The organism is Mesorhizobium delmotii (assembly GCF_900149755.1).
Lineage (GTDB): Bacteria > Pseudomonadota > Alphaproteobacteria > Rhizobiales > Rhizobiaceae > Mesorhizobium > Mesorhizobium delmotii.
Genome location: NZ_FUIG01000042.1, coordinates 125,510 through 138,823, shown reverse-complemented (window position 1 = coordinate 138,823; position 13,314 = coordinate 125,510). Strand labels below are relative to the sequence as shown.

The window sequence follows — 13,314 nt, the reverse complement described above, 5'->3', positions numbered from 1 at the left end:
ATATGAAACTATGCCGCCGCCTCCGAACATCTACATACTGTTCGATGAGGTTTTCGAGTTCACGCATGTGCAATCCTTTTTGGACGTCAACTGTGCCAGTTGAACCCAGCTTTAATCCATCCGGAGCAAGGGCTCATTCACATTGTTTAATGGACGAGAATCTTGATGCCGCATTGGCGCGCTGGCGCGTCTTGGCCGAGGCGGTCACCGCGGTTCGTGAAAGAGATTTAGGTAGGTCGCATCAAAGTCGGCCAGTAATGCCAATCGCTGGAAATCCAGGATAACAATCCTCCTGTCTTTCCAGCTAACCAGGTCCTTCGCTCGAAGTTCCTGCAGCGTCCGATTCACGTGAACTACCGATAGACCAAGCACGTCGCCCAATTCCGCTTGCGTCAGTGGAATCGCGAACGTCTGGTCAGAGGCCAATCCAACTATTTCTAAGCGGACATACAACTCGCAAATTACATGTGCGAGATGCTGTTTGGCGGAGCGACGCCCGAGACAGGTTATCCAAGTTCGTTGGATTGAGGCATCGATAGTGGTTGAAAGCCAGAGCATCCGGGTGAGATGTGGACTTCCACCCATTACTGTGAGCAGGTCTTTGTGTCGAATGAAAACTACATCGCACGAGCCCAGGGCGCTCACGCTGTGATCCATCACTTTGAGCAGTAAACTATGCAGATCGACAAAGTCTCCCGGCACGTGAATTGCCGTTATTTGACGCTTACCTTCTCGAATAGCCTGGTTTCGAACTGCGAAACCATTCGCAATAAGACAGCTTTCGGCGGGGCGGGAACCCTCCCTGACAATCTCCTCATCGGGTCCGAAAGTTACCGGCCGGACCGGAAGAGCCTCAATAAGCGTGATTTCGTCTCGCGGCAGGGTGTCGCGGCGGTCGAGCATGCGAACTAAAAGGTCTTTGCCGAACATCGCAGTCCCTGACCAAATCAGGAATCGAGTTCCAGCGGCTCGTGCCCCGGCTGATCGTGCCAGATGACGCGCCGCAGGTCCCGATCATCTACAACTTGGTCGCCTGTCGGGCACAGATAGAAATGGTCGCTCTCATGCTCGACCTCTTCGCTATGCAGCTTGCCTGTAATGGGCGGCCCTAGTTGTGAAAGGTTGGTCATTGTTCGAGAATCGTTCTTTTTTTGAGTCACGGCGTTCCGAGCCTCTGAGCCTCCCGACACAGGGTCTCGCGATCATTACCGTGCTTGCCAAAAAGGTCGCGGATCCTGCGGTATTGAGAGGCCGAACTTAATGGCGAAATAGCAGAACTCATATTTTTCGTCACCCGCGACGCGGTTTCCGCCCCAGAACCTCTATTGCACTTGTCGTCGGCCATTTTGATTTCCTCCCTGGCTGGCCTTCAGATCAAGCGCAACGCGGATCAGCAACATTTGTTGCCGCCTCCCATTAGAATCACGTTATGTTCCGTCTAGCTAATATATACCGCCGACCCAGACTCGATCAGGTGGGCAAACCTGTGAGTGCCGCGCCGGCCGGCTCGAGTTCATTCCGCCGATGCCTACCTGGTAGCCAAGCCGCCCCAAGGTGACGACTGGATTCACGAGGCCCAGTTCGACAGCCACCGCTCGCAGATCGTTATGAGCCGCAAGTTTTGAGTTGCGTCTGCACGAGTAATTGCCTGGGGTGAGTTCGGGTAATTGCCATGTGCAGGGTCCGCGATTTCGCCCAGCTTCAACTGTCAGGAGGCGATGGAGCCTGGCTTTCAAGCGATGGTCGATTGCATGCTAGAGGCCGGCTGGACGCGCCGAGAGAGGCGCAGCTCGCGATCGCCCATGCCATAATCCGCGCCGGCCGGTCGCGCTAAGTTAAAACGCAGTCAGCCGACTGCCGCGAATGGCCGACATGGTGGAAAGCTGGCGTATTCTCATTGGTCGCTCGAACAAGCCATTGAGGGGTCGTGGGCAGGGCAGTGTTGCTATTAAATCAACTCGTCGCATGGGATTGGCGCAGTGTTTCTGCAGTCGGCGGATGTTTATTTGTGAGCGCAGGTCTGCACCTGCATCCTTTGGCGCTATTACACGTTTGCCCCGCGAAGAAGATGCTCTGGGCCGGCAGCCATGTCGAAGAAAACAACCGACGACGCTTACGAAGTTCAAGTGCAACTTGAGCGGCGGGCCGGACGGGAGGGCCGCGGGCGCGATGCCGAATGGCCGTCAGAGATTCCCAGCCGCGGCTGGAAGGACGTGCTGTGGCGGCTCTTTGCTGAGGTAACCGAGGACCGTGTTATGCTGATTGCGGCCGGGGCCGCATTCTATCTGCTCCTTGCCCTCTTTCCAGCGCTTGCCGCGTTCGTGTCCATCTACGGTTTCGTCGCCGATCCTCAGACCATCGCTGAGCACATTGCGTTCCTTGGCGGCGTACTGCCTTCGGGCGGTCTGGATATTATCAGATCTCAGCTTGCGTCCTTGGCCGCTCAGAAGACTGGCGCGCTTAGCTTCGGCTTCATCTTCGGCCTTGCCGTCGCACTGTGGAGCGCCAGTAACGGCATCAAGACGCTATTCGAAGCCATGAACATCGCCTACGAGGAGAGTGAAAAGCGCGGCTTTATCTATCTGAATCTCCTGGCCTTGGGCTTCACACTTGGCGCCATCCTCATCGGTATTGGGTTTATCGTCTCGGTGGGGATCGTGCCGGCCATGCTTGCGCTGCTGAACCTCGGCGGCTGGACCGAAGCCCTTGTGCGGATCTTTCGGTGGCCGATGATGCTGATCATGGTCGGCCTCGGGATTATGCTGATCTATCGCTACGGCCCCAGCCGCGAAAGGGCAAAGTGGCAATGGGCGACATGGGGCGCCTTCCTCGCGGCTGTGGTCTGGATCGCAGTCTCGATAGGATTCTCCTATTATTTTGAAAACTTCGCCGACTACAACGCGACGTATGGAGCCCTGGGGGCAGTCATCGGCTTGATGATGTGGACCTGGATCTCCGTGATTGTCCTGATTGTGGGTGCGGAGCTGAATGCCGAGATGGAGCATCAGACTGCCAAGGACACCACCACAGGTGCGCAGCAGCCGATGGGTGCGCGAGGTGCCACGGTCGCCGACACGCTGGGCGGATCGGCCGATGCCGCCGACCAGCAGTCGCGTTCGCGCGAGCACAACACTTAGCGCGCAGATCACTTGGAATCTCCGCGCAACTTCGCTTGGCGCAATCACTGACATCAGCATTGGCGACGAGTTTGCAAGGACGGCTCATCATGGGCTATGGCAAGTCAGATCGCGAGCGTATGAATACCTTCAGGCGCAGTCCCCATCCTGCTCAGACCCCGCGGATGGCAAGCGCGACATCGGCGGAGAACGGCGGCACATCAAGCTTCAGCCAGCCGTCCGAATTCGCTTGCCATTCCGCTGTTTGCCTGCCGGCGTTGGTACCCCAGGCGATGACGCGATAGGTGCCGCGAGCCAACCCGGGCAGCTCCAAGGCAGCCGGAACCGGCACAGCGCCGGCACGAAGCATACCGTTTCGCCCGATCGTGTCGCGGCGAACCAGCCAGACCACTGCCTGGGAATCGTCGCCGCAGGCGACAGTAAGTTAGCGGGTCGCCCGCCCAACCAGAAATATTTCAGCCGAAGGGGAACCTCACGGTCGCAGGCAAGTTCGGTACGCAATGTGGGGGAGATTGCGCCATCTCATCGGATGTATCGTTGTCGTGCTTGCGATATTCTCCTTCCTCGGATTCCATTAGGAGAGACCATGCAGCGCGACGACGATCAACGAGGCTCGGCTTGAGAGCGCCAGTCTGTCATCCTGAGGTCGACCTCTGCTCACCGACAATACCTGGACTCGGCTCCGCTCACGCTCGCTTGGTCAACATTCGACGCTTGCACCCGTACCACTCAGGCGACGTGATGGCGGCCCGAATGAAATTGTGGTGGAGGTCGAAACTAGCAATGGCCGATCGCCTAGCGGGAGCGCTGGCGCGAGCCTTGGCCGACGGGTTGCACTTATGAGCAACGAGCCGGCGCGTCTGCCAGGCGAATATCCGTCCGAGTTTGCCAGTTTCTTCATGGCTGGCTTCGAATGTTCCTCGCATCGGCGCGGCGACGGAGTGCGCCTCGATTTGAATCGCGCAACCGCACACGACAAACATGCTCTCGGCGACTATCGCAGCTGTGCTGCCCTTGGGCTTCGCACGATCCGCGACGGCTTGCGCTGGCACCTGATTGAAACAGCGCCAGGAGTCTTCGACTGGTCGGGTTGGATCTCAATGATCGAAGCAGCCCACGCGGCGGGGGTGCAGGTCGTCTGGGATATCTTCCACTATGGCTCACCAGATCACGTAGACCAAGGCGCCCCAGACTTTACAGAAGCCTATGTCCGCTTCGCCGCTGAAGCTGTCCGGGTCCACCGCTCCGTCACGGGAGTAGCTCCCTTGGTGTGCCCGATCAATGAGATCTCATTTTTCGCATGGGCGATAGAGGTCGGCTATTTCCCACGCGTGGGGCCGAAGAAGCGGGGATGGTTCAAGCGACAGCTTGTGAGGGCAGCGGTTGCCGGCGTCAAGGCGATGCGCGATGCCGAACCTGATTGCCGGTTCATATGGGCTGAACCGCTAATTCATGTTGCGCCCCGTGACCATAGTCGTGCCGAGCAGCGGCGCGCGGAAAATGTTCGTCAGGGCCAGTTTGAAGCCTATGACATGCTGACGGGCCGTGCCGAGCCTGAATTGGGCGGCAGCGAGGACTGTGTCGACGTCATCGGACTTAACTTTTATCCGCACAACCAATGGTACTTTCAGGGGCCAACGATACCGATGGGCCACCACGAATATCGGGCGCTTTCCGAAATGTTGGTCGAAGTCGCAGAGCGCTACAGAAAGCCCATGTTCATCGCCGAGACAGGCGCTGAAGGATCAGGCCGGCCGGCATGGCTCCATTATGTTTGCGATGAGGTCCGTGACGCAATGAGCCGTGGTGCCCCGGTTCAGGGTATATGTCTGTACCCGGTGACCGCGTATCCCGGCTGGGACAATTTGCGCCACGCGGAAGTCGGCTTGTTCTCTACGATTCATGCCGACGGTTCGCGCAGTCTTCGCCAGCCGGTTGCCGATGAATTGGATCGCCAGCGCAGATTGTTCGCGGCAGGTGTTTCGTAGCGGTCGAAGAAGGAGCGGGCCACTTAGGTGGGGAACTGCTCCGAATGTTGGCCGAGCATCGTCCGCTGCGTAAGCATCTGCACGGTGCCGGTTGCCGGCAGGCTCTGTTGAATGCGCGCGAACGTCGCCAAAGCTTGACCGACGACCTGATCCATATTGTAGTAGCGGTACGTGGCTAGGCGCCCGACGAACCACACGTCGGAGCACGCCGCTGCCAGTGCTTCATAGCGTTTGTACAGCGCCTCGTTTTCCGCCCGCGGCACCGGGTAATAGGGATCGCCGACATCGGTTGGATATTCGTAAGTCAGGCTGGTCTTCGGGCTCTGCTGACCGGTCAGATGCTTGTACTCGGTAATGCGGGTATAGTTTTCCGTCTGCGGAAAGTTGACAACGGCGACCGGCTGAAACTGCTCGCAATCAAGCGTCGCGTGTTCGAACCGCAGTGACCGATAAGGCAGACGACCAAGGCTCCAGTCGAAATATTCATCAATCGGCCCGGTGTAGATCATCCGCTGAAAGGGGATCTTGTCGCGAATTTCGCGATAATCGGTCTGCAGCATGATCTTGATCCTTGGGTTGTCCAGCATGCGCTGGAACATGCGTGTATACCCGCCAGCCGGCATATTCTGGAAAGTGTCGCCAAAGTAGCGATCATCGCGGTTGGTTCGGGTAGGGACCCGCGCAGTCACGGACTTGCTTAGTTGGGCCGGATCGACGCCCCACTGCTTCCTTGTATAGCCGCGAAAGAATTTTTCGTAGAGTTCTCTGCCAACGGTGCTCACAACCACGTCTTCGGCGGTTCGGACTTCCTCGACCGTTTCTCGCCGGGATGCGAAGAACTCCTCCAACTGCTCGGGCGTCAATTCAAGATCGTACAGGCGATTGATCGTGTCGAGGTTGATCGGTATCGGCAGCAGTTTTCCGTCGACCGAAGACAGTACGCGATGTTCGTAAGGCCTCCATTCGGTGAATTGCGAGAGATAGTCGATGATCGATCGGGCGTTGGTGTGGAATATATGCGGCCCATAGCGGTGGACCAGAATTCCCGCTTCGTCGTAACAGTCATAAGCGTTGCCGCCGATGTGATTTCGCCGGTCGATGAGCAGGACGCTTTCATGCCGTTGCGATGCGATGCGTTCGGCGAGCACGCTGCCAGCGAAGCCGGCGCCGACAATCAACCAATCGAACATGGTCAGGCTCCCCGGCGCAAAGGCACAATGCTTTTCATTGCATAGGCGCGCTGAATATGGGCAGCCATTGCTTCCCACGTTCGTTCCCAGGACATGTTAGCGAGGTAGGCATCGACTTCCTTCAGCAGGAAATTCCGGGGACGTGACAGAACGGACCGAAGCTTGGTTTCGATATCTTCGGCGTCGACGATGTCGACCAGGCCTTCAGCACCATAGGTGCGCACGATGTCCACAATCGCCGTGGAGACCACCGGCAGCCCGGCGGCCAGGAACTCAGGAGTTTTGGTCGGGCTGATATAGCGTGTCGCCTCATTGAGCGCGAAGGGCATCCAGCCGGCGCTCCAATGCCCGAGATAGCGAGGCAGGTCGGCGTAGGACTTGGCACCCAGCCAATGCAAGTTACTTGCGCGCGGCAGGCTTAGCGGGTCGATCTTGACCACCGGGCCGAGCATGACGAAATGCACTTCGGGCATTGCCGCAGCCGCCTGTGCGATCATTTCAACGTCGAGCCGTTCGTCGATCACGCCGAAGAAGCCCACTCTCGGTTGAGGTATGTCTGCCTGGTCTACAGGGTCATCGCCGGGCTCTCTTGCCTTGTGGAAATGCGCAACGTCGATGCTGCTGGGGAAGGGAAAAATCGACCTATGGAGGCTTCGTTTGGCCTCGTACAGACTCTGCCCGCCCGTGAACACGACATCAGCGCGCTGGAACAGCGCTTTTTCCATCTGCGTCAACTCTGCCGGTGCGTTCTTGAAGGCGGAGAGTTCATCCATGCAGTCGTAGACGCATACATCGCAGACTAGATGGTCACTGAAACGCAGCGCCATGGGCGTGTAGTACCATATAGTCAGCCGGTCATGCGGAGTTGAGTTGACGATCTGGTCGACGAACCTGCGCTGGATGGCGTCTGCCTTTGTTGCGGAAATGCCGACCGGAAGAACCGGGGTTACGATTGTGATCATTGCAGACGGATCGTTCACCCGCATCGAAGGATAGCGTGTTTCCTCGTAGACCGGCTCCTCAAAGTAAATTAGCTGCTGCTGTTTTGAGGCGTGCGTCAGAATATGCTGCGGGCGTTGGTGTACGAAATCCCACCTGAGGTGAGAAAAGCAAAGTAAAATAGACGATTTTAGGGGGATATTTGGTTTATTTTTTTTGCCGCCAGCTATTTTCATGTAAGAATCCCTTTAGTTATAGTTTACAATTCTCAGATTAACATATGTTAACCGAAGCTCGCTCCTGCTGAAGCCTTCATCCGTACATCTAACTTTCATTTGAGTAAGTTGTTCCACGGATTTTAATTGGCTGGAGCCGCCGAGCCGGCCACTAGCGCACTTGTTCGAAGAGAAGCGGCGCTGCTACCAACACCCGACGGACAGCGCCTCGGCCAAGGCGGGGGCCCTTGCAGCTTCAGATCTCGCCAAATGTGGCGCATTGCCACAGAACGGCTGAAATCCGCTCAGTCGTTCAACAACCATTCATGAGCGCAGGTATAAAAGTTAATGAGCTGCGCATGATTCGTTTTGGTCGCCACAAATGGCCCAACGCATGGGCCGATGAAGGCAGCCACCGTGAGAGAGCCGCAAGGAATGAAGTTTAACTTTGAAACCAACGTCTTTCCGTTGTTTCACCCGCAGTCCGTGGATGATCTGAAGGATCCTTGTCCGGTGTTCGACGGCACGCTTTGGCACGTCTTCGGTTCCAGCGGCACTGTCACGACCGAGAGCTGGAAAATACTACATGCCACGGCTCCGGACCTTTATGGGCCGTGGACTGAGCATGAGGCGCTCGACTTGGCGGTAACCGGATCGGGCATAGCGGCGCCCGGCGTCATCCATGAATGCGGCGTTTTCCACATGTTCATCCAGACCGAATTCATGAAGTCCGGCGGACGTTGCGAGCATGCGGTGTCCAATGATGGCTTTCATTGGGTGGTGCTGAATCCGGCGATATTGTCCCTGCCGGACACCGATGAGGACGGGATCTACGATCCCCATCCGGCGATCATCGGCGGCAAGCGCTACATCGTCTATTCAGGCATGCCTAAATTCACCAGGGTGCCGCAGCCTGACGTCTATCTGGCGCGCAGCCAATCCGATTCCTGGTTCGGGCCGTGGAAACGTCTCGGTAAGATATTGGACCATCTCGACGTTCCCCATCACAACGCGCGCGAGCATCCGGACTACGAATGGGGGATCGAGGGCGCCCAACTGGTCGAATTACCTGACGGTCGCGTGCTTCTCAACGCCACCTGCTTCCTTCCCGACGGTCCGCGCGGAAGTCGTCAGCGCGTATTCTTCGCCATCGCCGACGAGGTCCAGGGTCCCTACGTGTCGGTCGGCCCCGTGCTTGATCCTGGTGAGCCTGGGGAGAACGGCCATTCGACAGTGATGATCGACGGCGGGAAACTGACCTTGTTTTACCAGAGCAGACGTGAGGCAACGAACCATCGCTGGCGTTTCGGACTGGCTAGGTGCGACCTGGATCAGCAAGTCCTTTCACGAGTCGCCTAACAGGGACGACCAGCCCACTTCAGATAATCATCTTTGTAATCGGGTTGCTGCCGCGTCCTCAATCAATCCCGATCGGTGAGGCCAGGCGGCGTCACGATTGGCGGGAGACATCGTTCTCGCAGAGAATTCTTTTAGGTGGAAGGGCTGGTCTCGCCGCCGGCGACTTTGGCGAGCAGCATCCCCAAGGTCAGGCGCGCTCGTTCATGGCTGCGCCGACAAAAATATTCTCAAGAATCTCGATAGATAGAGACGCCAAGTATCAGAGCATCACGCGATCCCTCGATAGCGAAATGGCTGGCGGAGCGGGAAGTGAATTGAACCAGGGGTTGACCCACGAAGTCAGAGTGACGTGCAGCGAGACGTCTCAAAGGAACCTTTCCGGCGTTGCGAGCTTGTTGAGCATGCGTTTCACAACCCCGTGAACGACAACAAAAAAACGCTGGAACCAAAAGGAAAACCGCCATGGCGAAAGAAAAGACATTGGATGATCTCTTCCTCGATACGCTCAAAGATATCTATTACGCGGAAAAGAAGATCCTGAAGGCGCTTCCCAAGATGGCGCGCGCCGCCTCATCGGCCGATCTGAAGGCAGCCTTCGAGAAGCACAAGGACGAAACCGACGGTCATGTCGAGCGCCTGCAGCAGGTTTTCGAGCTCCTTGGCAAGCGGGCACAGGGCAAGACGTGTCCCGCGATCGACGGCATCATCGAGGAGGGCGAGGAGATTATGGAGGAGTTCAAGGGAACTCCCGCACTGGACGCCGGTCTGATCTCCGCTGCCCAGGCTGTCGAGCACTACGAGATCACCCGCTATGGCACGCTGAAGCGCTGGGCCGAGGTTTTGGGCATGAGCGACGCCGCCAAGCTGATCGAACAGACGCTCGGCGAAGAGTCTATGACAGACGAGGCGCTCACCGGATTGGCGGACGCCTCGGCCAACGAAATGGCCAAGGCCGCCTGATCACACACCAGCCACCCCAACTGTGTTGGGGTGGCTGTTTTACTTCCAACATCCGTTCTTTCGATAGGAGACAATCATGGGTCGAGGCATTCTACTCTGGCTGCTCGGAGTTCCTATTCCGATCATCATACTTCTCGCGCTGTTCATGCGGTAGGAGGAATTCATGGCATCAACCATCCTGGGGACGGACGTCGCCGCGCCGGTCGAGTCCTCGTCATCCGCAGTCAACTGGGGACCCATCATCGCCGGCGCCTTCGCTGCCTCGAGCCTGACGTTCATCCTGATGCTTCTCGGGTCCGGCCTCGGGCTCACGATGGTGTCTCCATGGTCCAACGAGAGCGCCAGCGTGACGACCTTTGCCGTGTCCACCGCGATCTGGCTGGTCATCGTTCAATGGCTGTCATCGGGTCTGGGCGGCTATCTGACCGGGCGCCTTCGCACCAAATGGGTCGGCATTCACAGCGATGAGACCTTCTTCCGGGATACCGCACACGGCTTTATGGCTTGGGCACTCGCCACGCTGCTGGTTGTGTTCGTGCTCGGCTCGACCCTGTCCGCGGCAATCGGCACCGGCGCTCAGGCGGCCTCGACAGTGGCCTCGGGAGTAGCAATGGGTGCCTCGGCAGGCGCGACCGCAAACGCCGGGAGCGACGGAGGCAGCGACGCGACGTCGTATTTCGTCGATGCGCTGTTCCGCCCGACCGATCCTTCCAGGCTGGCGGCGCCGGGCGCGGAGGGCGATGCGACAGCAGCCGCACAAGCTTCCCGCATCCTCATTACGAGTGCGGCGGCCGGCGAAGTCTCGGCCGACGACAAGACTTATCTAGGCCAACTCGTGGCCGCTCGCACTGGCCTGTCGCAAGCGGATGCTACTGCCCGGGTTGATGCGGTGCTTGCTCAGGTCGAGGCGGCCAAAGTCCAAGCACAGGAAGCAGCCGACACAGCTAGAAAAGCCGGCGCCACCTTCGCTCTGGTTGGCGCGCTTTCTCTCATCATCGGTGCGTTCATCGCCAGCGCAGCTGCTGCGTTAGGCGGCAAGCAGCGTGACGACGAAGAAGACGCGCTCTATCTCACAGCTAGTCGAGGCTGAAGACCTCTACTCCCGGCCGACCCAGAGGGTCGGCCGGGACTCCATCTCCCGCCGCTCTCCCTTGCTATTGTGCAGTGCAGCAACGATATTGCTGCGCGCGCGTTGCACAGATTGCCGTCCATTCCGGGCGTCAGAACAGGGACGGCTCCATTGCGAAAAATCTCCGAGACCATCGCCCGCCTCGCCGCGCTGCAGGCGCGACATGCCACGCATACCGCCGAACTCGGTGCGTCAGACCATCTCCAGACGCTGGCCGACTTCGGTACCAATCCTGGCGGGTTGGGAGCGAAGTTCTACATTCCCAATGACCTATCCAAGGCCACCCCGCTCGTAGTCGTGCTGCATGGCTGCACACAGAACGCGGCCGGCTATAACCATCATTCCGGCTGGTCCCCACTCGCCGACGAGGCTGGCTTCGCGCTGCTCTTTCCCGAACAGCAACGCGGCAACAATCCGAACCTCTGTTTCAACTGGTTCCAGCCTGGCGACACCAAGCGTGGTTCGGGCGAGGCGCTTTCGATTCGCCAGATGATCGAGACGATGGTCGTCACCCACGGTCTCGACCGAAGGCGAATCTTCGTCACCGGCCTCTCGGCCGGAGGCGCAATGGCAGCGGCCATGCTGGCGACCTATCCGGAAGTGTTTGCCGGCGGTGCGTTAATTGCCGGCCTGCCCTACGGCAGCGCAACGACAATCCCGGAGGCCTTCGATCGCATGCGCGGCCACGGCGGTCCTTCGGAACAGGATCTGCAACGGGCCCTCCGCGGCGCAACGGATCATCGGGGACCGTGGCCGAGGATTTCGATTTGGCACGGTGCCGCTGACCACACGGTTTCGCCTTCCAACGCGGAAGCGATCGCAGGCCAATGGCGGGGAGTCCACCGGCTTGAGAAAGCGCCGACGCATCGGGAAGCTGCCGGACCGCACGAAAAGCAGGTCTGGCTTAACGCCGCGGGAGAAGCCTTGATCGAAATCAACATGATCGCCGGGATGGGCCACGGCACGCCGCTCGGCAACGGCCTCGGCGCTCCGGGGCCTTATATGATTGATGTCGGCATCGCCTCCACACGCGAGATCGCGCAGTTTTGGGGGATCGCGGCAACGGAGGAAAGCGACTCCCGGAAATCGAGGCCGCAAGTGCCCTTCAACCAACCGCCACTACCCCAGTCACCGGCGCCAGGTATAGAAAATGCGAAGACGAAGCCCCCACAGTCGACTGCCATTCATCAGTTCCCGCGTCACCCGGAATCGGGCCAACCCGGCGTGAAGAAGATCATCGAGGATGCCCTGCGGGCAGCGGGCCTGATGCGCTAGGCGGGCGGCGCAAATCGCTCGCCGACTGTCTCGCCGGCCCGCGAAGGTCGAGCGGCTCCAACCAGGCAAGGGAACGCGTCGTTCTTTGGAATCTGTCCGCTTTTCAGCGAGCAGTCGCCATGCACCTCGTCCAGATCCTGCTTCCCCGCGCGGAGACGGCGATCGGTGATCCAGTGTTGGTAGTAACCGACTTGGCTGATAGCGCCATGAAGGCCGCGGGTGCACAAGGCATCGCCAGTGGCGACATCAACGAAGAGATCGGAAGCGTTTACGAAGTGATTATCCATGCCTTGCAACGTCGACGTGGCGGACGAGCGGATTGAGGGCACGCACAGGGACAGCGCGGTTACCTTCTGGAAATCTGACAAACACCCGAGCGAAGTATTCACCGCGGCTCCCGCACCATGCTGAGATAGGTTGGATCGAATTCGGCAATTTCCTGCAGTCGGTGCCAGTTCAAAATGGTCACAGTGTAGTTCGCCCAGCTTATCACCCCAACTTTACGCAACGCGCCGATCACCCGGTTCATATGAACAACAGACAGGCCAAGCACGTCGGCCAGCTCGGCCTGTGACAGCGGCAGGTGGAAACTCATGCCGCTGGTGCGCTTCACGACCTGCAGGCGCACGAAAAGCTCGCAGACAAGGTGAGCAAGATGCGCTGTCTTCGACCGCCGCCCCATGGCCACGATCCACTCGCGGTGGATCGCGCCGTCTACAAGAGTATCAAGCCACAATAGCCGGGTCAGATGTGGAGCTTCCTCTGTGATGACCCGCAGCCGGCTATGCTCTGCGATAATCACTCGACAGGGCGACAACGCCACTATGCCGTGGTCCATCGTTTTCAGAAGGAATGCGTGAAGGTCGACAAAATCGCCCGGCACCTGCAATGAGGTGAATTGCCGCCCGCCGTCTTCGAGCACTTTATAGCGGGCGGCCAGGCCTTCAAGAATCAACGTGCTGTTGGTTGGCCTGGATCCCTCCGAAACCAGGTCCTGTCCGGTCGAAAAATCCTTCTCGAACGACATGGCGCCGGCCAACAAAGCCTTTTCCGCATCGGAGAGGGCATCGTGCTGGCCGAGGTTGAGATATAGGGACTCAAGCATCCTAGCCTCCAGCAATC

General features: G+C 58.6%; 15 protein-coding genes. 7 read left to right on the top strand and 8 right to left on the bottom strand.

Features of this window, described 5'->3' with window-relative positions; translation table 11 throughout:
* Positions 1-204 precede the first annotated feature (204 nt).
* Genes BQ8482_RS25045 through BQ8482_RS25035 form a run of 3 tightly spaced genes read right to left on the bottom strand, consistent with a single transcriptional unit; the run spans position 205 to position 1,345 of the window.
* A complete protein-coding gene (locus BQ8482_RS25045; protein ID WP_123150022.1) occupies positions 205-930 on the bottom strand; it encodes a Crp/Fnr family transcriptional regulator in 726 nt (241 codons plus the stop codon).
* Positions 931-947: 17 nt separating this feature from the next.
* The gene (locus tag BQ8482_RS25040) at positions 948-1,130 is read right to left on the bottom strand and encodes a hypothetical protein (protein ID WP_123150021.1); all 183 of its coding nucleotides are present in this window, start codon (positions 1,128-1,130) and stop codon (positions 948-950) included.
* Positions 1,131-1,156: 26 nt separating this feature from the next.
* Positions 1,157-1,345: a hypothetical protein gene (locus tag BQ8482_RS25035; protein ID WP_244602958.1), complete on the bottom strand. Its 189-nt coding sequence runs from the start codon at positions 1,343-1,345 to the stop codon at positions 1,157-1,159.
* Positions 1,346-2,087: 742 nt separating this feature from the next.
* Between BQ8482_RS25035 and BQ8482_RS25030 the strand changes: the two genes are divergently transcribed.
* Positions 2,088-3,137, top strand: a complete 1,050-nt coding sequence (locus BQ8482_RS25030; protein ID WP_123150020.1) for a YihY/virulence factor BrkB family protein — start codon at positions 2,088-2,090, stop codon at positions 3,135-3,137.
* Positions 3,138-3,288: 151 nt separating this feature from the next.
* Here BQ8482_RS25030 and BQ8482_RS25025 read toward each other — a convergent pair whose 3' ends face one another.
* Entirely contained in the window at positions 3,289-3,486 is a 198-nt protein-coding gene (locus tag BQ8482_RS25025) for a hypothetical protein (RefSeq protein WP_133254831.1), read from the bottom strand.
* A 490-nt stretch (positions 3,487-3,976) separates the two neighbouring features.
* Between BQ8482_RS25025 and BQ8482_RS25020 the strand changes: the two genes are divergently transcribed.
* Positions 3,977-5,125: a glycoside hydrolase family 1 protein gene (locus BQ8482_RS25020; protein ID WP_077383379.1), complete on the top strand. Its 1,149-nt coding sequence runs from the start codon at positions 3,977-3,979 to the stop codon at positions 5,123-5,125.
* A gap of 23 nt (positions 5,126-5,148) precedes the next feature.
* Here the strand turns inward: BQ8482_RS25020 and glf are convergent, their stop codons facing one another.
* Both glf and BQ8482_RS25010 read right to left on the bottom strand, forming a co-directional pair.
* Entirely contained in the window at positions 5,149-6,315 is a 1,167-nt protein-coding gene (glf, locus tag BQ8482_RS25015) for a UDP-galactopyranose mutase (protein WP_123150018.1), read from the bottom strand.
* A 2-nt stretch (positions 6,316-6,317) separates the two neighbouring features.
* Positions 6,318-7,490: a glycosyltransferase family protein gene (locus BQ8482_RS25010; protein ID WP_123150017.1), complete on the bottom strand. Its 1,173-nt coding sequence runs from the start codon at positions 7,488-7,490 to the stop codon at positions 6,318-6,320.
* A 227-nt stretch (positions 7,491-7,717) separates the two neighbouring features.
* Here BQ8482_RS25010 and BQ8482_RS38315 point away from each other — a divergent pair, with 227 nt between their 5' ends.
* The 5 genes from BQ8482_RS38315 to BQ8482_RS24990 all read left to right on the top strand — a co-directional run bounded on the left by BQ8482_RS38315 (position 7,718) and on the right by BQ8482_RS24990 (position 12,192).
* Entirely contained in the window at positions 7,718-7,915 is a 198-nt protein-coding gene (locus BQ8482_RS38315) for a hypothetical protein (RefSeq protein ID WP_165848706.1), read from the top strand.
* Positions 7,905-8,828, top strand: a complete 924-nt coding sequence (locus BQ8482_RS25005) for a glycoside hydrolase family protein (RefSeq protein ID WP_077383561.1) — start codon at positions 7,905-7,907, stop codon at positions 8,826-8,828. The genes BQ8482_RS38315 and BQ8482_RS25005 overlap by 11 nt, the downstream gene beginning before the upstream one ends.
* A 462-nt stretch (positions 8,829-9,290) precedes the next feature.
* On the top strand, positions 9,291-9,788 hold the full coding sequence (locus BQ8482_RS25000) for a YciE/YciF ferroxidase family protein (protein ID WP_027153941.1): 498 nt from the start codon (positions 9,291-9,293) through the stop codon (positions 9,786-9,788).
* Between the two features lie 163 nt (positions 9,789-9,951).
* Positions 9,952-10,878, top strand: a complete 927-nt coding sequence (locus tag BQ8482_RS24995) for a hypothetical protein (RefSeq protein ID WP_123150016.1) — start codon at positions 9,952-9,954, stop codon at positions 10,876-10,878.
* 150 nt (positions 10,879-11,028) lie between these two features.
* A complete protein-coding gene (locus tag BQ8482_RS24990; RefSeq protein WP_123150015.1) occupies positions 11,029-12,192 on the top strand; it encodes an extracellular catalytic domain type 1 short-chain-length polyhydroxyalkanoate depolymerase in 1,164 nt (387 codons plus the stop codon).
* Here the strand turns inward: BQ8482_RS24990 and BQ8482_RS39555 are convergent.
* A complete protein-coding gene (locus BQ8482_RS39555; protein WP_244602957.1) occupies positions 12,189-12,581 on the bottom strand; it encodes a hypothetical protein in 393 nt (130 codons plus the stop codon). The genes BQ8482_RS24990 and BQ8482_RS39555 overlap by 4 nt on opposite strands.
* Positions 12,578-13,297, bottom strand: a complete 720-nt coding sequence (locus tag BQ8482_RS24980; RefSeq protein WP_077383388.1) for a Crp/Fnr family transcriptional regulator — start codon at positions 13,295-13,297, stop codon at positions 12,578-12,580. The genes BQ8482_RS39555 and BQ8482_RS24980 overlap by 4 nt, the downstream gene beginning before the upstream one ends.
* Between the last annotated feature and the right edge of the window lie 17 nt (positions 13,298-13,314).